The 24,895-nt window shown below is 32.0% G+C and carries 25 protein-coding genes and 1 tRNA gene; 11 read left to right on the top strand and 15 right to left on the bottom strand.

What is annotated here, in order from left to right:
* Nucleotides 1-49: 49 nt before the first annotated feature.
* The 3 genes from M9Q43_RS06095 (at nt 50) to M9Q43_RS06085 (ending at nt 2,695) form a co-directional block, all read left to right on the top strand.
* A complete protein-coding gene (locus M9Q43_RS06095; protein ID WP_262318072.1) occupies nt 50-664 on the top strand; it encodes a DEAD/DEAH box helicase in 615 nt (204 codons plus the stop codon).
* A gap of 13 nt (nt 665-677) precedes the next feature.
* A complete protein-coding gene (locus tag M9Q43_RS06090) occupies nt 678-896 on the top strand; it encodes a DUF2007 domain-containing protein (RefSeq protein ID WP_153200897.1) in 219 nt (72 codons plus the stop codon).
* 164 nt (nt 897-1,060) lie between these two features.
* On the top strand, nt 1,061-2,695 hold the full coding sequence (locus M9Q43_RS06085) for an ABC-F family ATP-binding cassette domain-containing protein (RefSeq protein WP_262318071.1): 1,635 nt from the start codon (nt 1,061-1,063) through the stop codon (nt 2,693-2,695).
* 24 nt (nt 2,696-2,719) lie between these two features.
* Here the strand turns inward: M9Q43_RS06085 and M9Q43_RS06080 are convergent, their stop codons facing one another.
* The 7 genes from M9Q43_RS06080 to M9Q43_RS06050 form a co-directional block, all read right to left on the bottom strand.
* Nucleotides 2,720-3,070, bottom strand: a complete 351-nt coding sequence (locus M9Q43_RS06080; protein ID WP_262318070.1) for an FEKKY domain-containing protein — start codon at nt 3,068-3,070, stop codon at nt 2,720-2,722.
* The gene (locus tag M9Q43_RS06075) at nt 3,067-3,888 is read right to left on the bottom strand and encodes a hypothetical protein (RefSeq protein ID WP_262318069.1); all 822 of its coding nucleotides are present in this window, start codon (nt 3,886-3,888) and stop codon (nt 3,067-3,069) included. The genes M9Q43_RS06080 and M9Q43_RS06075 overlap by 4 nt, the downstream gene beginning before the upstream one ends.
* Before the next feature lie 38 nt (nt 3,889-3,926).
* Nucleotides 3,927-4,484: a carboxypeptidase-like regulatory domain-containing protein gene (locus M9Q43_RS06070; RefSeq protein WP_262318068.1), complete on the bottom strand. Its 558-nt coding sequence runs from the start codon at nt 4,482-4,484 to the stop codon at nt 3,927-3,929.
* 24 nt (nt 4,485-4,508) lie between these two features.
* Nucleotides 4,509-5,399 (bottom strand): hypothetical protein, encoded by an 891-nt coding sequence (locus M9Q43_RS06065; protein WP_262318067.1) that lies wholly within the window; start codon nt 5,397-5,399, stop codon nt 4,509-4,511.
* A gap of 2 nt (nt 5,400-5,401) precedes the next feature.
* A complete protein-coding gene (locus tag M9Q43_RS06060) occupies nt 5,402-5,935 on the bottom strand; it encodes an RNA polymerase sigma factor (protein WP_153200905.1) in 534 nt (177 codons plus the stop codon).
* Nucleotides 5,936-6,085: 150 nt separating this feature from the next.
* The gene (locus tag M9Q43_RS06055) at nt 6,086-6,808 is read right to left on the bottom strand and encodes a hypothetical protein (RefSeq protein ID WP_262318066.1); all 723 of its coding nucleotides are present in this window, start codon (nt 6,806-6,808) and stop codon (nt 6,086-6,088) included.
* Between the two features lie 60 nt (nt 6,809-6,868).
* Entirely contained in the window at nt 6,869-7,690 is an 822-nt protein-coding gene (locus M9Q43_RS06050) for a DUF6929 family protein (protein WP_262318065.1), read from the bottom strand.
* Between the two features lie 86 nt (nt 7,691-7,776).
* On the opposite strand from M9Q43_RS06050, the gene M9Q43_RS06045 reads away from it, so the two are divergent.
* The 4 genes from M9Q43_RS06045 to secA all read left to right on the top strand — a co-directional run bounded on the left by M9Q43_RS06045 (nt 7,777) and on the right by secA (nt 13,138).
* Nucleotides 7,777-8,652 (top strand): PPK2 family polyphosphate kinase, encoded by an 876-nt coding sequence (locus M9Q43_RS06045; RefSeq protein WP_262318064.1) that lies wholly within the window; start codon nt 7,777-7,779, stop codon nt 8,650-8,652.
* 52 nt (nt 8,653-8,704) lie between these two features.
* On the top strand, nt 8,705-9,274 hold the full coding sequence (locus M9Q43_RS06040) for a cob(I)yrinic acid a,c-diamide adenosyltransferase (protein ID WP_262318063.1): 570 nt from the start codon (nt 8,705-8,707) through the stop codon (nt 9,272-9,274).
* Nucleotides 9,275-9,473: 199 nt separating this feature from the next.
* Nucleotides 9,474-9,695 carry a DUF2795 domain-containing protein gene (locus M9Q43_RS06035; protein ID WP_073580416.1) on the top strand — a complete coding sequence of 74 codons (222 nt, stop codon included), beginning with the start codon at nt 9,474-9,476 and terminating at the stop codon, nt 9,693-9,695.
* A gap of 86 nt (nt 9,696-9,781) precedes the next feature.
* The gene (gene secA, locus M9Q43_RS06030) at nt 9,782-13,138 is read left to right on the top strand and encodes a preprotein translocase subunit SecA (RefSeq protein ID WP_262318062.1); all 3,357 of its coding nucleotides are present in this window, start codon (nt 9,782-9,784) and stop codon (nt 13,136-13,138) included.
* 55 nt (nt 13,139-13,193) lie between these two features.
* Here secA and M9Q43_RS06025 read toward each other — a convergent pair whose 3' ends face one another.
* The 7 genes from M9Q43_RS06025 to M9Q43_RS05995 all read right to left on the bottom strand — a co-directional run bounded on the left by M9Q43_RS06025 (nt 13,194) and on the right by M9Q43_RS05995 (nt 18,612).
* Entirely contained in the window at nt 13,194-13,688 is a 495-nt protein-coding gene (locus M9Q43_RS06025; RefSeq protein ID WP_262318061.1) for a hypothetical protein, read from the bottom strand.
* A 135-nt stretch (nt 13,689-13,823) separates the two neighbouring features.
* Complete coding sequence (locus M9Q43_RS06020) at nt 13,824-14,030, bottom strand: helix-turn-helix domain-containing protein (protein WP_262318060.1); 207 nt, start codon at nt 14,028-14,030, stop codon at nt 13,824-13,826.
* Nucleotides 14,031-14,033: 3 nt separating this feature from the next.
* Complete coding sequence (locus M9Q43_RS06015) at nt 14,034-14,570, bottom strand: DUF2975 domain-containing protein (protein WP_262318059.1); 537 nt, start codon at nt 14,568-14,570, stop codon at nt 14,034-14,036.
* Nucleotides 14,571-14,728: 158 nt separating this feature from the next.
* On the bottom strand, nt 14,729-16,309 hold the full coding sequence (locus tag M9Q43_RS06010; RefSeq protein ID WP_262318058.1) for a hypothetical protein: 1,581 nt from the start codon (nt 16,307-16,309) through the stop codon (nt 14,729-14,731).
* Between the two features lie 5 nt (nt 16,310-16,314).
* Nucleotides 16,315-17,022 carry a hypothetical protein gene (locus M9Q43_RS06005; RefSeq protein ID WP_262318057.1) on the bottom strand — a complete coding sequence of 236 codons (708 nt, stop codon included), beginning with the start codon at nt 17,020-17,022 and terminating at the stop codon, nt 16,315-16,317.
* Nucleotides 17,023-17,321: 299 nt separating this feature from the next.
* Nucleotides 17,322-17,900, bottom strand: a complete 579-nt coding sequence (locus tag M9Q43_RS06000; RefSeq protein ID WP_262318056.1) for a cytochrome b/b6 domain-containing protein — start codon at nt 17,898-17,900, stop codon at nt 17,322-17,324.
* 139 nt (nt 17,901-18,039) lie between these two features.
* Entirely contained in the window at nt 18,040-18,612 is a 573-nt protein-coding gene (locus tag M9Q43_RS05995; RefSeq protein WP_262318055.1) for a pentapeptide repeat-containing protein, read from the bottom strand.
* Nucleotides 18,613-18,705: 93 nt separating this feature from the next.
* Here M9Q43_RS05995 and M9Q43_RS05990 point away from each other — a divergent pair.
* The 3 genes from M9Q43_RS05990 to M9Q43_RS05980 all read left to right on the top strand — a co-directional run bounded on the left by M9Q43_RS05990 (nt 18,706) and on the right by M9Q43_RS05980 (nt 20,425).
* Nucleotides 18,706-18,779, top strand: a tRNA-Ala gene (locus M9Q43_RS05990).
* 15 nt (nt 18,780-18,794) lie between these two features.
* Nucleotides 18,795-19,583 carry an ABC transporter substrate-binding protein gene (locus M9Q43_RS05985; RefSeq protein ID WP_262318054.1) on the top strand — a complete coding sequence of 263 codons (789 nt, stop codon included), beginning with the start codon at nt 18,795-18,797 and terminating at the stop codon, nt 19,581-19,583.
* Between the two features lie 56 nt (nt 19,584-19,639).
* Nucleotides 19,640-20,425, top strand: a complete 786-nt coding sequence (locus tag M9Q43_RS05980; protein ID WP_262318053.1) for an alpha/beta fold hydrolase — start codon at nt 19,640-19,642, stop codon at nt 20,423-20,425.
* Between the two features lie 202 nt (nt 20,426-20,627).
* On the opposite strand, the gene M9Q43_RS05975 is transcribed toward M9Q43_RS05980, so the two are convergent.
* On the bottom strand, nt 20,628-21,338 hold the full coding sequence (locus tag M9Q43_RS05975) for a DUF4197 domain-containing protein (RefSeq protein ID WP_262318052.1): 711 nt from the start codon (nt 21,336-21,338) through the stop codon (nt 20,628-20,630).
* A 128-nt stretch (nt 21,339-21,466) separates the two neighbouring features.
* Here M9Q43_RS05975 and M9Q43_RS05970 point away from each other — a divergent pair, with 128 nt between their 5' ends.
* Nucleotides 21,467-24,892, top strand: coding sequence for a methylmalonyl-CoA mutase family protein (locus M9Q43_RS05970; RefSeq protein ID WP_262318051.1), 3,426 nt, complete (start codon nt 21,467-21,469; stop codon nt 24,890-24,892).
* The last annotated feature ends 3 nt before the right edge of the window (nt 24,893-24,895 follow it).

Genomic DNA, 24,895 nt, shown 5'->3' with positions numbered 1-24,895 from the left:
TGAATAGTTTGCTAATTAATAATCACTCTTCACTAATTACTAAATAAAAATGCAATTAAAAAAAATAAACCCCAACCTTCAGAAAGCGTTAATTGAAAACGATTTTATTGAAGCGAATGAGTTACAACAAGAAACATTTTCAACCATTAAAAGTGGTGTTGATGCGGTTATTCAATCGCCAAATGGTTCTGGAAAAACTACTACTATTTTATTGAATGTCATCCAAAGAATGGAAAAACCAGTGGGTGAAAGTACACGTGCTTTGGTTTTGGTTCAGGACAAAGAAAAAGTTTTGGAAGCAGTTGAGCAATTCAAAAAACTAAATCATTACACAAATTTACGTGTTTTTGGAGTGCATGAAAAAGGCGATATGGATTACGATAAAAACCAAATTTCATTAGGAATGGATGTTTTAATTGGAACGCCAATTCGAATCAATGAAATGTTTTCTTCTGCGGGATTTAATATGAATACCATTAAAATGTTTGTGGTTGATGATGTAGAAGAAATGTTGCGCAAACGCGAGGATTCTATTATTCAACGACTTTCTATGAGTGCTGAAAAAACACAACGTTTGTTTTTCTGTTCTCAAATTACCGAAAGAGTAGAAGTTTTAGCAGACAGAATAATGATTGAACCACTTTTCTTCGAATCAGAAGAATAAATTATAGATAGTTATGGGAATGATGAAAGTTTTTTCGGGAAGTGAGATTTTAGCCGAAACATTAAAGCAAAAAATTGAAGCAGTTGGTGTTGATGTTCTAAAAAAAGACAATTTACAATCAGCTCGATTGGCAGGTTTTGGTAATACAGATTTAGCAGTAGAATTATTTGTAGACGAACGCTATTACGGAAAAATTAGTCCAGTTTTAGAAGAATTTAGAATGAGTTTATAATTCAAGAGCAATAATAATTATAAAGCTACTGTTTTACAGGAGCTTTTTTTATTTTGATGATAAATTCTTAATTGTCAAATTCACTAATTAACCTATCTTTGCACCTTCAAAAATTTTAGTAAAAAGACTTTTTACTTTTTACTTCTAACTTTTTACTTTAAAAAATGATTACAGTAAACGACATCGCCGTAGAATTTGGCGGAACCACTCTTTTTAGCGAAGTAACTTTTGCCATTAATGAAACCGATAAAATTGCCCTAATGGGTAAAAATGGAGCAGGAAAGTCTACGCTTTTAAAAATTGTTGCTGGGGCAAATAAACCAACTCGCGGTGTTATTTCGGCGCCAAGCGATGCTGTTATAGCTTATTTACCACAGCATTTATTAACCGAAGATAATTGTACTGTAATGGAAGAAACATCAAAAGCATTTGCATCGGTGTTGAATATGAAAAAAGAAATCGACGAAATCAATGAGCAATTGACTGTTCGTACTGATTATGAAAGTGATGAGTACATGAAATTGATTGAAAAAGTTTCGGAATTATCTGAAAAATATTATTCAATTGAAGAAGTAAACTATGAAGCTGAAGTTGAAAAAATATTAAAAGGTTTAGGATTTGAAAGAGAAGATTTCAATCGCCCTACAAAAGAGTTTTCTGGTGGTTGGAGAATGCGTATTGAATTAGCAAAAATCCTTTTAACAAAACCCGATTTAATTCTTTTGGATGAGCCAACGAATCACTTAGATATGGATAGTATCGAATGGTTGGAAGAATTTTTGATTACGCAAGCCAAAGCAGTTATGGTAATTTCGCACGATAGAGCATTTGTTGATAATATCACCAATCGTACTATCGAAGTTACAATGGGAAGAATTTACGATTACAAAGCTAAATATTCTCATTATTTAGAATTGCGAAAAGACAGACGTGTTCACCAACAAAAAGCGTATGAAGAACAGCAAAAATTCATTGCCGATAATCAAGCGTTTATTGAACGTTTTAGAGGAACTTTTTCTAAAACCGAACAAGTGCAATCGCGTGTTAGAATGTTAGAAAAGATTGTTCCTATTGAAGTGGATGAAATTGATACATCGGCTTTAAAATTGAAATTTCCACCATCAGCTCGTTCTGGTCAATATCCTGTAATTGTTAAAGATTTAGAAAAATCGTATGGAGATAAACTAATTTTTAAAGATGCGAATTTAGTTATCGAACGTGGACAAAAAGTAGCTTTCGTGGGGAAAAATGGTGAAGGTAAATCAACCATGATTAAAGCCATTATGAAAGAAATTGAAATCAATGGAGGTTCTGTAGAAATTGGTCACAATGCTCAAATTGGGTATTTTGCTCAAAATCAAGCCGCTCAATTAGACGAAAATGCTACTATTTTTGAAACGATTGATAGAATTGCCGTTGGAGATGTTCGTACACAAATAAAAAATATTTTGGGAGCATTCATGTTTCAAGGTGATGATATTCAAAAGAAAGTAAAAGTACTTTCTGGAGGAGAAAAAACACGTTTAGCCATGATTAAATTATTGTTAGAACCCGTAAATCTTCTGATTTTAGATGAGCCTTCAAACCATTTAGATATGAAAACAAAAGACATCATCAAAGATGCTTTACGTGATTTTGATGGAACTTTAATCTTGGTATCTCACGACCGTGATTTCCTTGACGGATTGGCAGAAAAAGTTTTTGAATTCGGTAACAAACGTGTAAAAGAACATTTCGAAGATATCAAAGGATTCTTAGCACACAAGAAAATGGATTCTTTGAAAGAGATTGAGAAATAAAAAAAGCTCCTGTTGGAGCTTTTTTTATATTTCTTTCTTTTTCCACTTTTCAAAACCTAAAACACTTGGGTTAATTTCTTTTTGCCATTGCATTCCATAGGTTTTATTCAAAAAATCAAAAATCAATTCATTTTTAGCTTCGTATTCTTCAAAATTTGTGGGTGCAATGCAACCAAAATCATGAAAATGCACATTGTATTTTTTAGCAAAAGCCAAATCTTCTTTGGTAATTACTGATGCAATTCCGCCTAAAACATAAATGGTTTTAGTGTTTGAATTGATTTCGATTTTAATAGTGTCGTTTTGTTTTTTCTCTTGCGCTTGAAGTGTAAAAGAGATAAGAAAGATTGTTAAAATCAATTGTAACTTTTTCATTTTTCAGGGTTTTTAGTGGTGATTTCAAAAACTCCATTAATACCATCTTGCCCATATAATCCTGCTCCTTCTTTGCCACTAAAAGTTTTAATTTTTTTAATTTGAAATGGATACAGTTTGTCAAATTCTTTTTTAGTTGAAATTTTATTATCTATTACATACAAGGGTTGGATGTTTTTTGGATCTTTTCTTTTGTGTGATGTAGTTATATATTCAGGAAGTTTATTAATTGTAAAGAAATCTTCTTTAGATATTTCTCCACTAAAATCAGCACCACCCCATTCTACAAGTGTAAAACCTTTTCTTTCGGTTTTTGAAAGTTGTTGTTCTTTGATTATAGTTCTATTCTCTAAACCATAAAATTCCATGTAAATTCTAATAGTAGTTTCTGGTTTTGGATTGACGTTTAAAGTAGCAATTTCGTCGCATTCTTCGTTTATCAAGAAATGAATAAAATTGTATTTATTTCGTTCTAAAATGGGTAACCAATACTGAATAAAATCATTTGTTTCTTGATTGTTTAAACCAATGTGTTCTAATTTTTCGATTAAAAATTCAGCTAACTTTTCCTTTGGAACTATAAAACCATCATCATATTTGTAATGCTCATCTGAAAAGTCAATGGTTCCATCCCAAAATAAAGAACTATAATAACGATTAGTTTTCTTGTCAAAAATTTGTCCGTTTGGTTCAGCTATTACATCCCAATTTTTATCGTATTTAGGAAATGTAGTTAGTAATTTTCCTTTGAAATTCAGTTGTAAATCAATTTCAGTTTTTTCTGTTGGATAAAGATAAATTACGGGTTTTGCGACCATAATTTTAGGATTGTTTGGGTTTTCTGAAAGTTGAATTACTAAGTCATTTTTAGAATCAATTTTATTCTTTCTGATTTATAACCATTTAATTCGATTTTTAATATATCTCCTTTTCGAACTTCCAAAGTAAATTTTCCAAAAAAATCTGAGGTTGTTGACTTGTTTGTGTTCAAATTTAAAATTGTTGCACCTGGAATTTCAAGTTTTTCACAATCGTAAATAGCCCCTGAAATAGTATAAGCTTTTTCCTGAAGATTTTCTTTTGTAATAAAAGGATATAATTCGTAAAGGTTATTTAATTCTTTTTCAGAAATATTTTTAGTGGTAACTATTAATGCGCCGCTTTTTGCAATTTCGCCATATGTATTTATGGCATTTTCATTTTTTAAAACATTCAGTGATGCTATGTTTTTTGGGTTTATAACTTCCATAATTTCTTTATGGACAATATTTCCATTTATGACAAAAATGGCTTCCTGATTATTTCTTATAATAGCTCTATCACTAATTTTCCAACCAGTTTTTGGGTTTTCTTCTTGTGTAAATGCTAAGTTTACACTTATAAATAATAATATATATAAATTAATAACTTTCATAATTTGAATTTGATATTGAATTTCTTACTTCTTAATCGTAATTATAATAACCCCATTTTTTCCTTTATCACCATAAATCGAAATAGCTCTTTCAGGTTGTAAAACAACAATGGTGTCAATATTTTGTTTGCTCAATGGTGCATATGGGCTAGTTGGATTTTCTCCATATAATTCTTCTTCTGTATAAGCGACTCCATTGATATAGTATAATGGATTTTTAAGTTCAATAACAGATTCATAATCTGCATTTGAAATATTTTTTGGTGATTTTTTGGTTAATTTTCCATCAATAACTACTAAATCATCATTAGCAGCGTTTTTATCTTTTTCTTGAGTAGTTTCAGCCGAATTCATTGTAATATCATAACGTTTTCCTTTAGCCAAATAACCTGAATTATTCGTTGAAGCTGAATTAGACATACTATTATTGTAACTCGGAGCCAAACTTGTTTTAGCCACTTCTTGAACTTCTTCCATTGCAATAGTTGGTAGTGCAACTTCTTTTTTCGATTTGTAATTGATAGTATCGTTAATCACAATGTTGTTTTGAATTACGATTTGTTGTTGCAAAATCTGCTCCGCATCTTTTTTAATTTCTGGAGATGTATTCACTAAACCATTTGCCGATTCAGGTGTTGGAATGTTGTTTTTCGATGAATCAATCGTAGTAATTGTGTTTTTTGGAATTATTACATTTTCTTTTTCTTGCAGTAAGAAAAAAGTTAATGTTCCCACTAAAACAACTGATGCTGCTACCGCTAATTTTTTCCACAAATGTTTCTCTTTTTGAAGGGTTTGTGTTTCTAGCTTATCTTCAACGCGTGCCCAAATCTTCTCCATACCTGGAAAGTCTTTTTGCTCTGCGTTTTCTGCAGCTTGTTGTATTTTTTTATATAATTTTTCTTCTGTTCCCATGATTATTTTGCTTTTTGATAATAAAAAGTTCTTACCAATTCTTTTAATTTACTTTTCGCCGCATTCAATTGCGATTTGGATGTTCCTTCGCTAATGCCAAGTTGCTCTGCAATTTCTTTGTGTGAATAACCTTCAATCACAAACAAATTAAAAATCGTTTGGCATCCATCCGGAATGTATTGTAGTAAATTGAGCAAATCTTCTTCCTCTAAATCGGTGACTTCATCGGCTAAGGGTTGCGAATTGTAGCTCACATCTTCCAAATACAAATTAAAGTTAATGTTCTTTTTAATTTGTAAAAGACAGTTGTTCACCGTTATTTTTCGTGCCCATGCTTCAAAAGCCAAGTCTTCTTTTAGTTGTTCTATTTTTGTAAATATTGTAAAAAAAGCATCGGCCAATACTTCTTCTATTTCTTCCTCCTTTTTTAAATACCGTTTACACAAACGATAGAGTTTTGGCGCCATAGTTTCATACACCAAGCGTTGCGCTTCGCGGTGTTGTTTTCGGCAGCCTTGTATGTGTTTTACATCCATAAAATGTTTTTATTTTCAAAAATCAAGTTCAAGTGCAAATTCAATTTTCAATTTGTTTTAGCTTTTTGTACTTGAACTTGACATTGAACTTGTTATTGACTTCGCTTTTTTATATAGAGTAGAAAAGTGGGGAAAAGGTTGGGAAAGGAATTAAATTTTTTCAAATTCTTTTAAAATATACCAATTTATGTACTTATCTAGAATATTATTATAACTGAATTCTTTTCTGAATTTTGATTTGTTTGGAATTATATCCAGTATTAATTGATTAACATCTAAATTTACCGTTTTATTTTCAATAAGTTTTTCTCCCAAATAAAAAGGCTGCCCACAATTATGAAAAGTTTCAAATTGAAAAAGCGAACTTTTACCATTATAAAAAAAATGAATTGAAATATTTTTACTACCATCTACACTACCATAAAGTGACTCCTTTTTTGGTTTTTCATGCGCAATAAATTCTGAAAAACTCTTCAAATTTTTAATATCAATAATTAACTGATTTTTTATTTTTTGAGTAATCTTTTTATTTTTAATCGTTAGTATTGGGTTATAAAAGTTTATATGTTTTTTTATTTTGCTCTTTTTTACATTTAATTTTTTTGATAAAAAATAGTCATAAGTAAAATTGTCTCTTTTTGTGTTTAATTCAGTCCATAAATTAGTAATCAATGACGAATCTATATTTTTATTTGAAATATTATATGAATCATCTATTCGAATTATTTTTGTGATTTCAGTTTCGTATATATGTTTTCTTGAGGCTGAAGATGAGTAGTTATATCTGAAAACTATCGAATCAAATTTTTCAAGGTTTTGACCAAGTAAAAATTGAAATTGAAAAATGATAATTATAGCTAATTGTTTTTTCATGGAATCTTTTTATTACATAGATGCAGATTTTCTTCAAATGGTTGGTTAGTAAATAAAAAATTATTTCTTCAACGTTAATTTATAAATTTCAGCTTCTATAGTTTCCGTATCATTGTCTTCGCACAATAAAAATTCTAATTCGGTTTCTGATTCCTTGTAAAGCGTAATGCCTTCAAATTTCTGATGTTCCGATAATAATTGAACATCTATAATTTCAAATGTTGGCGCGTGCATTATGCCTAAAATGGTTCCTAAGACTTCGCCATCTTCATAAGTAGATTCGGTGTTTTCAGCGCAAGCCAAGAAATAAATTTTATCACCAACCAAAATTGCATCGGTAAAAGTAGTTTCTACATCATCTAATGTTGGAAGCGAAATCGGCACAAATCGAATACCATCTTCTTGGTTATTTGGGATAATAAAAATACCATTTTGACTATTTTTTGAATTGCCTCTTTGAAAAAGTAACATGGTTTGATGCGCATAAATAGCACCTTCAATATTCAATTGGTCATCGGTAAACGAACCAACATCTTTTAATTTCTGGTATAGAGCTGATAAATCTTGTGATTGCAAAGCATCCGAACCTAAATCTAAAGTAAACATCGAATTTCTTTTTTTGGTAGAACCAGAACCCAACATTATTAACTGATTTCCATGTTGCGTGATGCTTTCTAAATCAGGTTTTTCAGCTTTTTCTATGTTTTCTTTTGCCTCTTTTATCAATGGAAATTTTAATAAAAGTTTTTTATCAATGTCATATTGGTACAAAAAATTACTCGAATCTGAAATAAGAAATAAAACATTTTGTGTGTACAACAAACCAGACGGAGCTGCAATACCTTTTATAGTGAAGAGATTTGTAAGTTTGAAATTTTCCATATTTTTACCAATAACTTTATGAAGTTTTTAAGTCAGAAATTGCTCATAAAAGTACTATTTTTACATTTATTAAAAAGCGATATAAAATGGAAAACATAAATATTGAAGATTTTAAAGTAAAAACAACTATTAAATTAGCCGATTTTGCTACGAAATTAAACATAGATACCGATAAAGATCAAGAAGAATTAGCCTTAGATAAAATTCAACAAAAGCTTTCTAAAAAGCAAGATGCCATGTACGCGCACAATCGTCATGCATTTTTGATTTGTTTACAAGGAATGGATACCAGTGGAAAAGATAGCTTAATTCGTGAGGTTTTTAAAGAATTTAATCCGCGTGGAGTAGTGGTACATAGTTTCAAAACGCCTAATTCAACCGAATTAGAACACGATTATTTATGGCGTCATTATTTAGCTTTGCCCGAAAAAGGGAAATTCGCTGTCTTCAATCGTACGCATTATGAAAATGTATTAGTAACGCGAGTACATCCCGAATATATTTTGTTTGAAAACTTGCCAGGAATTGAAAAAGTGGAGGATATTACACCTCAATTTTGGGAAAATCGCATGGAACAAATGGTAAATTTTGAAAAACATATTTCGTTAAACGGAACCAAAGTGTTGAAATTTTACTTTCACATGAGTAAAGATGAACAACGTGAACGTTTATTGAAACGATTAGAAAACCTAGAAGATAATTGGAAATTCAGTACTGGTGATTTAAAAGAGCGCGCACTTTGGGATGATTATATGAAATATTACGAAGAAGCAATCAACAAAACATCAACCGATTTTGCGCCTTGGTACATAATTCCTGCTGATGATAAAGGTGTTGCACGATATATTGTAGCAAAAATTATTTGGGAAGAAATGGAAAAGCTAACCGATATTGCCGAACCAGAATTGGATCCAAAAGTCAAAGCAAACATTGAAGAATATAGAACACAATTGAAGAAATAACTTCAAGAACAATAAACAATAAACAACAAACCAAAAACTATAAACACTAAAAATGAAAGTTTATACCAAAACAGGCGACACCGGAACCACAGCATTATTTGGTGGAACGCGTGTACCAAAACACCATATCAGAATCGAAAGTTATGGAACTGTTGATGAATTAAATTCACACATTGGATTAATTCGCGACCAAGACATGAGCGATTTGTACAAAAATGTATTAATTGAAATACAAGACAGATTATTTACTGTCGGCGCTATTTTAGCAACTCCACCAGAAAAAGAAACTTTGAAAAATGGTCAGCCACGTTTGCAAAATCTTGGTATTATTGAGTCAGATATTGAGTTTTTGGAAAATGAAATTGATACCATGGAAGAAGCTTTACCGCCAATGACACATTTTGTTTTGCCAGGTGGTCATACAACGGTGTCATATTGTCATATAGCACGCTGTGTATGCCGTAGAGCCGAGCGTTTAGCAGTACATTTGAATGACATAGAACCGACAGATGAACGCGTAATTAAGTACCTAAACCGACTTTCTGACTATCTTTTTGTGTTGGCACGAAAGTTGTCTCATGATTTGAACGCTGATGAAGTACAATGGATTCCTCGTAAGTAATCCTCTGTATTTTAAACAGTAGGTTAAAGTAATATTTTGATGTAATTAAATAAGAAGCTCAATGCTTTTATTTATTGAAGAAAAAGTATCGTTGACCACTAAAAAATAAACGTTCTTAAAAATTATTAAAAAAAGTAAAAAAAAACTTGATTTTTTGAGTAATAAATTTATTTTTGCATAAACTTAAATCGATAAAAAGATGTATTGGACATTAGAATTAGCGTCATATTTGAGTGATGCCCCTTGGCCAGCGACCAAAGACGAACTTATCGACTATGCTATCAGAACTGGAGCACCATTAGAAGTAGTGGAAAACTTACAGTCTATAGAAGACGAAGGTGAAATCTATGAAATGATGGAAGAGATTTGGCCAGATTATCCTACAGACGAAGATTATCTTTGGAATGAGGATGAATATTAGAAAATAAATAAACACAACAGAAACAAAGTCTCTTTACTGAGACTTTTTTTGTGGTTTTACAAGCAATTAAAAAGAAAATTAAAATTATGAGTATCATAAATTCCATATTGAAGGCTTTTGTGGGTGATAAATCGGAGAAAGATGTAAAAGCGATTCAACCTATAATCACAAAAGTAAAATCGTTTGAAAGTGCCTTAAAAGCATTATCCCATGACGAATTGCGTGCTAAAACAGCCGAATTTAAAGCTAAAATTCAACAAGCTCGTGCCGAGAAAGACAACAAAATTGTTTCGCTAAGGCAAGAAGCAGAGCAAACACAAGATATTGATGCTCGTGAAGATATTTATGCTGAAATCGATAAAATCGAAAAAGAAGCTTATGAAATTTCTGAGAAAGTATTAAATGAAATTCTTCCTGAAGCTTTTGCAGTTGTAAAAGAAACGGCTCGTCGTTTTAAAGAAAACACTTCTTTAACTGTGACTGCTACTCCAAAAGACAGAGAGTTGTCAGCAACTAAATCGTACATTACTATTGAAGGTGATAACGCTACTTGGGCCAATTCTTGGAATGCAGCTGGTAAAGCTATCACTTGGGACATGATTCACTACGATGTTCAGTTGATTGGTGGAGTGGTGTTGCATCAAGGTAAAATTGCCGAAATGCAAACAGGTGAAGGAAAAACATTAGTTGCAACATTACCATTATACTTAAATGCCTTAACAGGAAACGGTGTGCATTTAGTAACAGTGAATGACTATTTAGCAAAACGTGATAGCACTTGGAAAGCGCCTTTATTCGAGTTCCATGGCTTAACTGTGGATTGTATTGACAATCATCAGCCAAATTCTCCAGAAAGAAGAAAAGCGTACGAAGCCGATATTACTTATGGAACAAATAACGAATTTGGTTTCGATTATTTGAGAGATAATATGGCGCATGCTCCAGAAGATTTGGTTCAACGTAAACACAATTATGCCATTGTCGATGAGGTCGATTCGGTTTTAGTGGATGATGCAAGAACACCATTAATTATTTCTGGACCAGTTCCACAAGGTGACCGTCATGAATTCAACGAGTTAAAACCAAAAGTTGAAAACTTAGTAACCTTACAGCGAAAATTAGCTACAGATTGTTTAACTGAAGCAAAACGTTTGTTCAAAGAAGGAAACAATAAAGAAGCAGGATTTTACTTATTACGATCTCACAGAGCATTACCAAAGAGTAAAGCATTAATAAAATTTTTATCGGAAGAAGGTGTAAAACAATTATTGCAAAAGACCGAAAACCAATACATGCAAGATAACAACAGAGAAATGCCAAAAATTGATGAGGCGTTATACTTTGTTATCGAAGAAAAAAACAATCAAGTTGAATTAACTGATAACGGGATTCAATACTTGTCACAAGATACCGATGCGCAATTTTTCGTACTACCAGATATTGGAACTGAAATTGCTCAAATCGAAAAATCAAATCTTTCAACTGAGGAAGAAGCTGAACGTAAAGAAGAATTATTCAAAGATTTTTCTATAAAATCAGAACGTATTCATACTTTAACGCAATTATTAAAAGCATATACTTTATTTGAAAAAGATACTGAATACGTTATCATGGACAATAAAGTAATGATTGTTGATGAGCAAACTGGTCGTATTATGGACGGTCGTCGTTACTCAGATGGTTTACACCAAGCAATTGAAGCAAAAGAGAACGTAAAAATTGAAGCTGCTACTCAAACATTTGCAACGGTTACATTACAGAATTATTTCCGTATGTACAGCAAATTAGGTGGAATGACAGGAACTGCATCAACAGAAGCTGGAGAGTTTTGGGAAATTTACAAATTAGATGTTGTGGAAATCCCTACAAACCGTCCGATGGCTCGTAAAGATAAAGACGATTTAATTTACAGAACCGTTCGTGAAAAATTCAACGCAGTTATCGAAGATGTAGTACAATTATCAAATGCAGGAAGACCTGTATTGATTGGTACAACATCGGTAGAAATTTCGGAATTATTAAGCCGAATGTTAAAAATTAGAAACATTCAACACAATGTATTGAATGCTAAAATGCACAAAAGTGAAGCAGAAATTGTAGCAGAAGCTGGAAAACCTGGAGTAGTTACAATCGCAACCAATATGGCAGGTCGTGGAACCGATATTAAATTATCTGACGAAGTTAAAAAAGCAGGTGGTTTGGCAATTATCGGAACAGAACGTCATGATTCACGTCGTGTTGACCGTCAGTTAAGAGGTCGTGCTGGTCGTCAAGGAGATGTTGGTAGTTCTCAATTCTACGTGTCTTTGGAAGATAACTTAATGCGTTTATTCGGTTCAGAAAGAGTAGCGAAAGTTATGGATAGAATTGGTCTAAAAGAAGGTGAAGTAATTCAACATTCTATGATGACAAAATCTATCGAAAGAGCACAGAAAAAAGTAGAAGAAAATAACTTTGGAGTTCGTAAACGTTTGTTAGAATATGATGACGTAATGAATGCACAAAGAGAAGTAGTTTACAAAAGAAGACGTCACGCATTACATGGAGAGCGTTTGAAAGTTGACATCGCAAACATGATGTATGACACTTGTGAATTAGTAGTGGAACAAAACAAATTATCGGGTGATTTTAAAAACTATGAGTTCGAATTAATTCGCTATTTTTCAATTAGTTCACCAGTTTCTCAAGCTGAATTTTCAAAGCTTTCAGACAGAGAAATCACAGGAAAAACATATAAAGCTGTTTTAGAACATTATAATGATAAAATTGCGAGAAATGCTGCGGAGGCTTTCCCAATTATCAAAAATGTATATGAAAACAACAATGGCCAATATTTACGAATAATTGTTCCTTTTACAGACGGAATAAAATCGTTGAATGTGGTAACTGATTTAGAAAAAGCTTATACTTCAGAAGGTAAATCATTAGTTGCTGATTTTGAGAAAAACATCACGTTAGCTATTGTAGATGAAGCTTGGAAAAAACATTTACGTAAAATGGACGAGTTGAAACAATCGGTTCAATTAGCTGTTCACGAACAAAAAGATCCATTATTGATTTATAAATTTGAAGCTTTTAACTTATTCAAAAAAATGATTGATGATGTAAATAAAGAAGTAATTTCGTTCTTATTTAAAGGCGATTTACCATCTCAAAGTCCATCAGACATTCAAGAAGCTAAGCAAGTGCGTCAAAAAGAAAACTATACTGAAACAAAAGAAGATTTAGATAGTGATGATGCTGCAAGTGAAGCAAGAAGAGCAGGTGAAATGGCTAGTCAAAGACCTCAAGTAACAGAAACGATTACAAGAGAAATGCCAAAAATTAATCGTAATGACACAGTTACCATTAAACATGTAATGAGTGGAAAAAGCGAAACCATGAAATACAAAAAAGCAGAGAGCATGTTAGCTTCTGGTGAATGGGTTTTGGTTAATGAATAAAAAGTATTAGTTGAAATAAAAAAGTCCCGAGTGTGAGCTCGGGATTTTTTTATTTTTATTTTTTAAGCTTTTTGTATGCTCTAATTAAAGTTTTAAGCTCTCGGTTAGAAGTTACATCAATAACTTTATCAGATAAAAAATGGCCATATTTGAATGCTACACTATATTTTGAAGATGATAACGCATTAGAAATTACATCAAGTTCATTTCTTAACGATTGTTTTTCTTCTTCTATTTTTCCTAAAAGTTCAAATTTAGCTTTAAAATCTCTTCTAAAAGTGGTCGTGTTAAATGGAATTGCGTGAAGAATTTGCATTTGCTTCTTCGATTTTAAATCTAAAGTATCTATAATTTTAGGTACAAAATTTTCAATTTCTTTTCTGGATAATGATTCTATAGTATCGGGAAGAAAAGATTCTTGTTTTGCACTTTCTTTTTTAGCAGAAGCTTTTATAGTTTTTTCTGCAAATTGCGTATTCATATAACCACTTCCAAAACACTTTTTACATTTTGGATCTAAACCTTCACACGAACAAATTTGAACTGTCATAAATTGTTGTTTTTATATTCTGAATCGGTATTGATGGGTTTTATAGCAACCTTCTAAACACGGTTTCAAATGGGATGTAAAGATATATAAAGCAAATGAAATTAAATGAAAATTGAACCATCAATAATCCATGCTTTAGTGTTCCACAAATTCTAAAATATCACCAGGCTGACAATCCAAGGCTTTGCAAATGGCTTCAAGTGTACTAAAACGAACCGCTTTTGCCTTTCCAGTTTTTAAAATGGACAAATTCGCTAAGGTAATGTCTACTTTTTCCGAAAGTTCGTTGAGCGACATTTTGCGTTTTGCCATCATCACATCTAAGTTTACAATTATTGGCATAGCTTAAACAGTTAAGTCGTTTTCGTTTTGAATATCGATTCCTTTTTTAAAGATAATCGCGATAATATAGATAACACCTCCCATTAAAATAAAAGCACCGCTGTCTGCCCAAAATTGGTTTAAGTTATCCGGTACAAAACCATGATGCATTAAACTTTTAACTATTTGTCTGGCAATGTGACTTAATACTCCAATCGATAGGGTAAAATAACTAATAAGTAAAATTTGTTTTGCCACAAATGTGTTGAACGGTTTTGATAAATCCATTTTGTGCATGAGATGAATTACGGCATAAAATAGCACCGCTTTTAAAATAGAAATGATAAGTATAAAACTATAAACACCAAAAAAAGCTAATTTACTGTTTTGATACATTTCCATCAAGTCTAACTTTTGATACAGATTTTGAATAAATTCAGGGTTATAGAGACTAAAAAAGAAATTAACGATTAAGCCTCCTGCTTCAATAGACAAGCCCACAAAAATTAGCCAAGCTATAACATATAAGCCCCAAAATACGAAGTTGTTTGTTTTTGACATAACTACAAAGTTTAAAATTACATTACAAATGTCAATAAAAATTTATTGAAAAACAATAAAAATTTAGTTATTTTAGATAAATTCATTAAGAAGGGTTGTGTTTATTGGGGTTTTGGGAATAAAAAAACTCCCGTGGTAAGTGGGAGTTTTCAAATTTATTATCCTGAAATATATTCAAGTAGTTCTGAGTTTGCAGCATTCATCATTATTCTAGCCCTTGATGGACCAACATTATAGATTTTCTCAATTAAATCACTTTCTTTTAAGCCATATAAATCACCTATTGTATTAATATTTGCGCTAAATAGTCTTTCTTTTTGAAAATTTGTTAAAGAGAGGACATCAATTGTTTTATTTAACATACTCTCTAAAGAAGCTTTATATTGATCGTCTTCTAAAATTGAGGCTGAAAGATTTTGTATTTTTTCATATTCAGAATGGTTTTTGCCGAACGCTGTAAATTGTCGAATAGACCTAATTTTAAATAATTCATTTGATATATTGTGAGGATTTGCATCTAAAGAAATAATGCAACCATATTTTACTTCATATCTCACACCAAGACTTCCATGTGATCTCACACTTGAGTCTATTTTTTTTATAATTCCAGTATATGTAAGTAATCTTAAAGATTCTTTTACTGCTTCAGGAACATCTTTGTTTACCCAGAAATAAATACTTGATTTCTCATTTAAAACTATTGTAGGTATTACAGTTTTCTCTAAAAAATCTCTACCCCAATCAATCAATATTTGATGACCTTTGTATTTTTCACCCAATTCTGTATGTTCAGACCAAATTTTAATACGATAAAAATCCTTAATTACTTTGTTTGCCTCAGAGGTATTGAATTTTGACATGTCTTGCAAAGTTTTTAATAATATTCTTGGATTACCTCCACAAGACAATGCAAGTGTATTAAATAAGTTGATTTGTTCATTAATGTTTTTCTTCAGTCCTAAATCGGCTTGCTTAAAAACCATTTTTTTGAAGTAATCCAGATAGTCACTCTCAGAAATATTTCTATCTAAAACTTCATAAATACAATCATGAATTGGTTCGAATGAATCGCCAAAATGAGTCACGCCAGGATAAATGGCAGCATTACAAGTTATAAAAGGTGATCTTAAATCTTTAAATAAATTGAAAAATTGTCTTTGTTGTTCTGGTCTAAATACATGTGCGGCTTCGTCAAAGAAAAAATAAACTCTTTCTAATTTATTAACTTCACATATTTCTTTTATTGCTTCTTTAACATCTTCAATATCTGGTAATGTACTTATATTAATTGATTTATTATTTTTGTATGAATTTTCAAATAATTCTACAATTGATTTTAAATTATTTTCAATTGTCTGCTCATCTTCTGAACTATCATTACTTAATAGTGATTTTGAATAATCTGATATATAAAGACCTTTCTTTCTTAGTTTATTCAAAAGTGCTCTCAGTGTTTTTGCTAACATCCAATGATAAAATTGAAGACTATCACTTGTATTAATTAATGAACTAATATTAAATGAAATAAAAACTGATAATAATTTATCGTCTTTATTATCAATATCTATTTGAGCAATTTTCATTAAAAATGATTTCCCAGTGCCTCTTGAGCCTTCAATTAGACATGGTTCTGGTGATTTTAATGCTTTTATTATTTTTTTATCGTTAGCATTTTTTACTGCTAAATTGATGATTTCATCATCTTTAATGCTTTCCGTTCTTAATTTAAAATCTGACATAATATTTATTCTTTAACTCCTCCTAAAATTTCTCTAATAGCTGATATATGATTCATTTCTTCTAACAAAAATGTTGATAATTGATCCAGTTGTTTTCTTTCAAATGATTTTAAATATCTACAGCATATTAAAAAAATCATTATTTCTGTAATTTTTTTGAAAAGGCTAAAGTATTCGTTAAGTAAAGTCTCATTAAATTTCAAAGATAACCCACTTTTTGACCATGTGTCATTATTTCCATGTACATACTCAGACATTTCTCTATAAAGTTCTTTTGCTTGTGAATTATAGCTATGCGAATGAATATTTAATTCATGAAAAAAGGCATTACAGAACCTCACAGATAAAACACCGTTTTCTTCATCAATCAATTTAGACCATTTGATATCATTTTTTCCTAATATCCATTCAGCATGTTCAAGTTTGTTTACAGAAAAATGAATTACGCCTAATGCAAGTTCAAAGGCTAATCTTAATGAGGATATTGCTTGTCTATACAATCCATATGTTACGTTTATTGTTGCTGTATCTAATTGTATAGAAACTGTTCGCATCATGTTTTTTTCGTTTTTATCTTGTATACATTCTGAAAATTCGAAAAAAAATGCTGAAATATGGTGACAATAACCTAATTTATCTTTTTCTTCAATAGTATTTAAAAAAATTTCTTGAGCACTTTTATTAATATCATTATAGTAATTTCTTATTGCCATTAAATTAAATTTAATATTTTCATTTTTCGATTCTTATTTATTTTAAATATAGAAATATTATTCCAAACCCAATTCCAGATTTTCTGTACATTTTTAATTATTTTTTCCAGTGTTTGCTGGGGTTTTGGTTTTGTAAAATGTAAAATACTTTTGTAAGAATCTTACGCTACAATTATAGGAAGAAAAATCCACAAATACCCCCGTAAAAATACCTGATTTTCAAACCAGGTATTTTTACGGGGGTAATCAGGTATTTTTACGGGGGTGTGGCTTTAACATTTAGCGCTTGCCACTATAATTTACTCTTTTTTATTGCCACTAATTACTCTTGAAATCAATCCTTTTTGTGTGGTACATTCGGCAAGTAGAACACCACCAAAATGCAATACCATAAACCCAAGTAAATAATATAACGAAAGAACGTGTATTTCTTCCATTGGGTCTTTAAGGTTTTTAGGACCAAATTCAATAAACAAACCTGTTACTAACGAAATCGCAGTGCACAGATAAAACACAAGATATACCCAATATTGAAATTTTGTTTTCATATCTAAACCCGCTTTAAAAGGCGAAGCAAATTTCATTTCGCCAAAAAATGGCACTGCTAAACGTATGCAATACAATCCAGTTAAAACATAACCAAAATAAATATGCCAGTTCCACATGGGTTTTCTAATTTTTTTAGCCAATACAATAGCATCATCTTCCGATAAAGCCGCATAACCATTATCCGCTAAAAACGCCTGAATTATTCCAGCCACATGATTTTTTTCCATCCAGGTCTTGCGTAAAAAAATAGTCAGCAACAACAAAAGAAAAGTAAAAGCAATCAACCAATGTAGAATACGGTAGACTTTAGAATAATTTCGGGTTTCCATGATATAAGGTTTAATGTTACCCAAATGTAGGAAATAGTTTTCAGGTTTTAAACTATTTTATTTTTAATCTCATACGAATAAATCAGCAAAATCTGTGCTTGAAAATCTGTAGAATCTGCGTGCTAATTAGGAGCAACGCTTATTTAATCACCAAATCATATTTCTGCAACAAACCTTTCAAATTCTCAGTAGAAAAAATAGCACGTTTTAGTTTGTTTTTTTCAGGATCAATCGTAAAATCATAGCTAGTAGAAAAATCGGTTTTGTGAGCGGTTGTGCCTATGAAAACAGCATGTCTTAAATTGCAATTGTCAAACATGGCTTCAGATAAATCACTTTCCATAAAATCCACGGCGATCATACTGCAATTGATAAACTGCATTTTCTTGAGTTTCAAACTATAAAACTGCGCATAATCGAGTAAGCTGTCTTTAAAATGAAACTCGTATAAAATTTGGTCTGTCATAGCAAAATTCACCGAAGTAAAATCGCATTTCGTAAACCAAACATCACGCAAAGACACATGGTTAATCTTGGTGCCTTTAAAATTACAATCCAAAAAGTTACAATCAATAAACGTAACCGCAATAAACGAACACGATCTAAAATCGCAATTTGTAAACGTGCAATTTTCGTATTCTTTGTACTTTACATCGTTTTCGGCATAGGTAATATCAGAAAAATTTTGGTCGGTAATATAATCTGCGTGCATGGTTTTATTTTAGAAATGTAAAACTACTTCAATTTTTTATTGAATCAAATAGAAAGTTATATGTTTAAAAAAAACTATATTCGTAAAAATTTTGGGGATGTAGCTCAGTTGGCTAGAGTGCTTGACTGGCAGTCAAGAGGTCGTGGGTTCGAGCCCCATCTTCTCCACAGTGTTTATGAATCATGATTGACCAATTAGGAACCGAGCATTTGTTTATAACGGCTCCAAAACGAATTATTTCTTTAGTGCCTTCACAAACCGAGTTGTTGTACGATTTGGGTTTGGAAGATTCCCTTGTCGGAATTACGAAGTTTTGCGTGCATCCTGTTCATCTAAAAGCTACAAAAACCATTGTTGGCGGAACAAAAACTGTAAAATTTGATAAAATAAAAGCACTTCAGCCCGATATTATCATTTGTAACAAAGAAGAAAATACCAAAGTAATTGTTGAAGAATTATCCCAAATTTGTCCAGTTTGGGTAACCGATATTTTAACGATTGACGATAATTTACAAATGATTCAAGATTTCGGAAAACTCTTCAATAAACGCACCGAAGCACAAAAATGGATTGATAAAATTAACTTTGCGTATCAAGATTTTCAGCAATTCATCGAAGATAAACCGATTAAGAAAGCGGCTTATTTTATTTGGGCTAAACCTCATATGGTCGCGGGAAATCATACGTTTATCAATGAATTATTGAAATTGAATCATTTCGAGAATATTTATGAAACAAAAGAAGGACGTTATCCTGAAATCGAATTAAAAAAAATCCGTTTAGAAGGCGATCCAGATTATGTGTTTTTGTCTTCCGAACCTTTTCCATTTAATGATGAACATGCTTTTGAAATTGGAAGATTCACGCATCATGCCAAAACCGTTTTCGTAGATGGTGAAATGTTTTCTTGGTACGGAAGTCGGTTGTTAAAAGCTTTTGATTATTTCAAATTACTACATTCTAAAATTTAAAATTTGTTCAACCTTTTAGTCTTTTGAAAAGTGGTACATTTGAACAAAATTAGAATTTGATTTCCTATACAATTTATAAAAACGAGTCAAGCACCGAATGGGTTACTTTTGTTCATGGAGCAGGAGGCAGCTCTTCTATTTGGTTTAAGCAAATTCGCGATTTTCAGAAACATTTTAATGTATTGTTGCTCGATTTAAGAGGTCACGGCAACTCAAACGAATCAATTAAAACAGCTTTTAAACAAAAATACACGTTTAAATCAATCGCAACAGATGTAGTAGAAGTCATTGAACATTTAAAGATTGAAAGTTCTCATTTTGTGGGAATATCGTTAGGTTCAATAGTCATTCGTCAATTGGCAGAAATGCATCCCGAACGAGTAAAGAGTATGATTTTAGGCGGTGCGATTTTAAAGATGAACTTTCGTTCGCAAATCTTAATGAAATTAGGAAACATGTTTAAATATATATTGCCTTATTTGGTTTTGTACAAGTTTTTTGCCTTTGTGATTATGCCTAAAAAAAACCACAAACAATCACGCTTATTATTCATTAACGAAGCGAAGAAATTGTACCAAAAAGAATTCATCAAATGGTTCAAACTTACTGCCGAAATCAACCCAGTTTTACGTTGGTTCCGTCAAAAAGAACTGAATATTCCTACGCTTTACGTAATGGGCGAAGAAGATTATATGTTTTTACCTTCTGTTAAGCAAGTAGTTGCTAATCATGTAAAAACGGCTGAACTTTTCATCATTCAAAACTGCGGTCATGTTGTAAACGTAGAACAACCCGTAATTTTCAATGAGACTGTGATTGGGTATTTGAAGCAACAAGTTTAAAACCATAAAACAAAAAACCACGCCCGAAAGCGTGGTGATTTTTTAAACTAACCCTAACCAAATGAGAAAATCTCTTATTTATTAGAATGCAAATATCCGATGAATTTTTGACTTGTAATGTTAAGGTTATGTTATACTTATGTTATTGATTATTAAATTTTTACGAAAACGTTTTTTCTGTAAATATTGAATTACAAAACAATTATTTTTTGTCTTGTAATGCAAAAACTTTCTTTAATAAATCAGAACTTCTTGAAGATAAATTAGTTCTGATGTCTTTTTCTTCTACAGCAATCATTTTGAAAACACCTTCCATTGCTTTGTTTGTAGTGTAATCTGTTAAATCAGGATTCACTTTTTTAACTAGTGGAATCGAATTGTATTTGGTAATAATTTGACTCCAAACTTTATCAGCTCCAACTTTCGTGTACGAACTTTTAATCACAGGATTAAATTTTGCATACAAAGCAGTTGAAGTTGTGTTTTGTAAATATGTTGTTGCCGAACTTTCATTACCCATTAAAATGTTTTTGGCATCGTTGAAAGTCATTTGCTTTACGGCATCTACAAAAATAGGAGTAGCTTCTTTAACTGCATCTTCCGCAGCACGATTGATGACTTTTAAACCTTCATCGGCTAATTTACTCATTCCTATTTGACGAAGCTTTTTATCAACGGTTTGAAGTTCTTCGGGTAATAAAATTTTTACGGCTTCATTCTTAAAAAAGCCATCTGTAGCTGTTAATTTTGAAACTTGCTTGGTAATGCCATTATTCAAAGCTTCTTTTAATCCGCTACCGATTTCTGCCTGACTCAAAACGCCAGTTCCTTGTGGTAATTGATCTAAAACTTGTTGCATTTCGGCACAGCCAAATAAACTAAAGGCAAATAAACTAAGTACTATTTTTTTCATGGTTTTATATTTTGTTTATGTATTTACAAAGATAGTGCCATTTTTCATTCGAATTTATTCTAAAATTTGAATGAAATAAAATTATTAAATTCGTAAATTGCACCCTTTAAAACGAACAAAAATTACACATGGAACTACAAACTCCTTATATTCCTAAAAATAAAGTAAGAATTGTGACCGCAGCGTCACTTTTTGATGGACACGATGCAGCCATTAATATCATGCGTAGAATTATTCAAGCTACTGGTGTTGAGGTTATTCACCTTGGACATGATAGAAGTGTGGAAGAAGTAGTAAATACGGCTATCCAAGAAGATGCTAATGCAATTGCAATGACGTCTTACCAAGGAGGGCATAACGAATATTTCAAATACATGTACGATTTGCTTAAAGAAAAAGGAGCAGGTCACATCAAAATATTTGGTGGAGGTGGAGGAGTAATCTTACCATCTGAAATCTCAGAATTACACGAATACGGAATCGAAAGAATTTATTCGCCAGATGATGGTCGTGCTATGGGATTACAAGGTATGATTAACGATTTAGTTCAACGTTCAGATTATCCAATTGGTGATAAATTAACGGGAGAATTATCGCATATCGAAGAGAAAAACCCAACCGCAATTGCAAGATTGATTTCGGCAGCTGAGAATTTTCCTGAAATTGCAAAATCAGTTTTTGACCAAATTCACCAAAAGAATGAAACTTCAAAAATTCCAGTTTTAGGAATCACTGGAACAGGTGGTGCTGGAAAATCATCGTTAGTAGATGAATTAGTGCGTCGTTTCTTAATCGATTTCCCAGAAAAAACTATCGGATTAATTTCAGTTGACCCATCAAAACGTAAAACAGGTGGAGCTTTGTTAGGCGATAGAATTCGTATGAATGCGATTAACAATTCTCGTGTTTACATGCGTTCGTTGGCTACACGTCAATCTAATTTGGCTTTATCAAAATATGTGGCTGAAGCGATTGAAGTATTGAAAGCCGCTAAATACGATATCATTATTTTAGAAACTTCAGGAATTGGTCAATCCGATACCGAAATTTTAGAACATTCTGATGTTTCGTTATACGTTATGACACCAGAATTTGGAGCAGCAACACAGTTAGAAAAAATCGATATGTTAGATTTTGCTGATTTAGTAGCGTTAAACAAATTCGACAAACGCGGTGCTTTAGATGCGATTCGTGATGTAAAAAAACAATACCAACGCAATCACAATCTTTGGGATGTAGATACCGATAAGATGCCAATTTTTGGAACAATCGCCTCGCAATTCAACGACCCAGGAATGAACACGCTGTACAAATCTATCATGGATAAGATTGTAGAGAAAACGGGAGCCGATTTAAAATCGACTTTTGAAATTACGCGTGAAATGAGCGAGAAGATTTTCGTAATTCCTCCTCACAGAACGCGTTATTTATCTGAAATTGCAGAAAACAATAGAAAATACGACGAAACAGCACTTTCTCAAGTTGAGGTAGCGCAAAAATTATACGGAATTTTCAAAACAATTGAAACTGTTAACGGAAATGTGCCGCAATTAGATAAAGCAGGAATTGTGGAGAGTTCTTTAAAAATTACTGCTGATAACAAAGATTTCGTTTCCTTATTAACCAAAGAGTTTGATAGAGTTAAAATGAACCTTGACCCATACAACTGGGAAATCATTTTAACTTGGGACGAAAAAGTAAACAAATACAAAAATCCGGTTTATAGTTTTAAAGTTCGTGATAAAGAAATCAAAATTGCAACGCATACTGAATCGTTATCGCATTCTCAAATTCCAAAAGTAGCGTTACCAAAATACCAAGCTTGGGGCGATATTTTAAAATGGAATTTACAAGAAAACGTACCAGGAGAATTCCCATTCGCATCAGGATTATATCCATTCAAACGTGAAGGTGAAGATCCAAGTAGAATGTTCGCAGGAGAAGGTGGGCCAGAAAGAACCAACAAGCGTTTCCATTATGTATCTGCGGGATTACCAGCAAAACGTTTGTCAACAGCTTTTGACTCGGTAACTTTATACGGAAATGATCCACATATTCGCCCTGATATTTATGGAAAAATTGGAAATGCAGGAGTTTCGATTTGTTGTTTGGACGATGCTAAGAAATTATATTCTGGGTTCGATTTAAGTCATCCGTTGACTTCGGTTTCGATGACAATTAATGGTCCAGCACCAATGTTGCTAGGATTCTTCATGAATGCTGCCATCGATCAAAACTGTGAAAAATACATCGTTGAAAATGGTTTACAAGATGAAGTTGAAGCTAAAATCAACGAAATTTATAAGAAAAAAGGAGTAGCACGTCCAAGATATCAAGGTGCTTTACCAGAAGGAAACAACGGTTTAGGTTTGATGCTTTTAGGAGTTACCGGTGACCAAGTATTACCTTTAGATGTGTATCAAGATATCAAAGTAAAAACCTTAGCACAAGTTCGTGGAACGGTTCAAGCGGATATTTTAAAAGAAGATCAAGCGCAAAACACGTGTATTTTCTCTACGGAATTTGCTTTACGATTAATGGGTGATGTTCAGGAATATTTCATTAAGCAAAACGTTCGTAATTTCTATTCGGTTTCTATTTCAGGATATCATATTGCTGAAGCAGGAGCAAATCCAATTACGCAATTAGCCTTCACGTTAGCAAATGGTTTCACTTATGTAGAATACTATTTAAGTCGTGGAATGGACATCAACGATTTCGGTCCAAACTTATCATTCTTTTTCTCAAACGGAATTGACCCAGAATATGCTGTAATTGGCCGTGTGGCGCGTAAAATTTGGGCGAAGGCCATGAAAAATAAATATGGTGCCAACGAAAGAGCACAAATGTTGAAATACCACATTCAAACTTCTGGACGTTCATTACATGCACAAGAGATTGATTTTAATGATATTCGTACGACTTTGCAGGCATTATATGCAATTTACGACAACTGTAACTCGTTACATACGAATGCTTATGATGAAGCAATTACAACGCCAACAGAAGAATCAGTGCGTAGAGCAATGGCAATTCAGTTGATTATTAATAAAGAGTTAGGTTTAGCGAAAAACGAAAATCCAATTCAAGGTTCGTTCATTATTGAAGAATTAACCGATTTAGTGGAAGATGCAGTTTTACAAGAATTTGATAGAATAACAGAACGTGGTGGAGTTTTAGGTGCAATGGAAACAATGTACCAACGTTCAAAAATCCAAGAAGAATCATTGTATTACGAAACCTTGAAACACACAGGTGAATTCCCAATTATTGGTGTAAATACATTCTTGAGTTCTAAAGGTTCTCCAACGGTTATTCCAGCTGAGGTTATTCGTGCTACTGAGGAAGAAAAACAATATCAAATAGATATGTTAACTGATTTGCATAAAACAAGTGCAGAAAAAGTTGCAGAGCAATTGAATATTATTCAAGATGCAGCCATCAACAACCAAAACATTTTCGAAAAATTAATGGATGCAACTAAGGTTTGTTCGTTAGGACAAATTACAAGTGCATTGTTTGAGGTTGGTGGTCAGTATCGACGAAATATGTAATCT

Source organism: Flavobacterium odoriferum (assembly GCF_025499515.1).
GTDB lineage: Bacteria > Bacteroidota > Bacteroidia > Flavobacteriales > Flavobacteriaceae > Flavobacterium > Flavobacterium odoriferum.
The sequence above is the reverse complement of the archived record's forward strand: the minus strand, read 5'-3'. Positions and strand labels throughout refer to the sequence as shown.